At 44.9% G+C, this 1,666-nt stretch carries 2 protein-coding genes; both read right to left on the minus strand.

All coding sequences use genetic code 11. The features are described from left to right. Nucleotides 1-466 precede the first annotated feature (466 nt). Nucleotides 467-1,219, minus strand: coding sequence for an ASCH domain-containing protein (locus C5O24_RS13175; RefSeq protein WP_107681963.1), 753 nt, complete (start codon nt 1,217-1,219; stop codon nt 467-469). A gap of 40 nt (nt 1,220-1,259) precedes the next feature. Beyond that, the coding region (locus C5O24_RS14190) for a helix-turn-helix domain-containing protein (protein ID WP_161553916.1) at nt 1,260-1,666 on the minus strand (407 nt) is incomplete at its 5' end.

A 1,666-nucleotide genomic window follows, 5' to 3' on the forward strand; every position in this document is an offset into this window, starting at 1 on the left:
ATCAACACGCCATCAGAATCCCCCAGACCCTATTGTCAACCCCTGTAAAAACTGTCCAAAAATCACAGGTTATCAATGGGGGTCAATTTAAATAATCCATAGGGGGTCAATTTGTTGAGAATATCCACCTATCCGTTTACAAAAGAAATGCGCCACGGTGGAATAGACCACTATGGCGCAATCTTTATCGCTATTGGTAGCGATTATTATCTACAAGATATGAAATCGTCAGGCGCGATAAATCCTTTTGCTTCCATGATTCCAATAGCTACTTCGGCATCTATTTCCGAGCAATCATACGCTATACTGATACAACCCTCGGATACATAGCCAATAGTCGGCAAGAACTCACCAAACCCCTAAAGACAATATGCGAGGCAAACACCTGCAACGCGCTGTCGGCCTTTACCCATTGTCGGATGGCTTTATCATAAGCCTTACGCATTTCCTTGTCTTTCATAACCTATTATTCAATTCTGATATAGACGCGATACCAGCTATATTCGCGGTCAAAGGCATCCGTGAACGTAATCGGGTCTTCTGAGTCGGCTTCACATACCGGCTCAATGGTGTACTGGGCAACATTGGCTTCAAGGGATTTATCGCCGCACACAAACGTTACTGTTTCCGTCTTCTTTGGTTTAAGTGCCTTCGTACCGAAAAGCGCAAGGTTATCATTGGTCAGATTAAAGAAAACCGAGTCAGCTTCGCCATCCTGCAACTGATTGATGAAATCGCTGCATAAGGGGATTGTCATGTGTGTTCCGTCACGTGTGATAGGCGGCACGTCCACACATTCAGGCAGATTGTCTTCCGTAATGTCAGGCAAGTCAAAGATACCCAGTTTGCCCTTGACATTAAGAATAGGCTTTTTGAATAGCTTCACATCGCGCATGACCCATTTATATTCCGCGCCGTGGCCCTCTTGCGCCCAGATTGAGAAATTCTCTTCTTCGCACCGGTCTATGGTCGCCACGCCTACGATGGCAGACGTTGGCATATCTGCGATTGCCGGGATTATTCCCATATTCTGCGCGTTTTCTATTGGGTTCGCCCATACCAGCGGCATGGTGTTTTCGTCGATGTTGTGCTTCCGTGCGCCAACATGAATAAGAACGCGCATAGGTGTTGACTTCAACGCCCATTTGCGGTTTTCCACATCCTTTATGCCAGCACATATCAATGACCCCCACGGCTGTTGAATTGAAAAAGCTCTCATTTATTCATATTGCTTTTGGTTAGTAATCCTTATTGTGGTATCAATCTTTATTTAAGCCTGCGTCCGCATCACAATCAAGATTAAGTAAGGCGCACAAATCATTCCGTAGCTTCATAATGTCTGCGTTTTGTGAGTGATTTTCATCCAGATGTGTGAAAAATCGAGATTGGCAGAGTTTATGAAATTCTGATTTGTTCCATGCTTTGAGTATATCCATGACTTCATCCATCGTGGTCGGTGTATGTGTCCTCCCTTTATGATAGAAAAACGCGATGAACTCTTGTGAAACTACTTCTTCCGGTGATGCGAAAAGTTGCCAAACTGGTACACCAAGTGCAGCGGCAATCTCCTCCAGTTTAGCTCTGGTGGGGTTCTTTAATAGGGCATTGACGTTTTGCCGCGATGTTCCCATCATTTCAGCAAAAGCAGTTTTTGACAGCCCTCTTT

It is taken from the genome of Paramuribaculum intestinale, assembly GCF_003024925.1.
Lineage (GTDB): Bacteria > Bacteroidota > Bacteroidia > Bacteroidales > Muribaculaceae > Paramuribaculum > Paramuribaculum intestinale.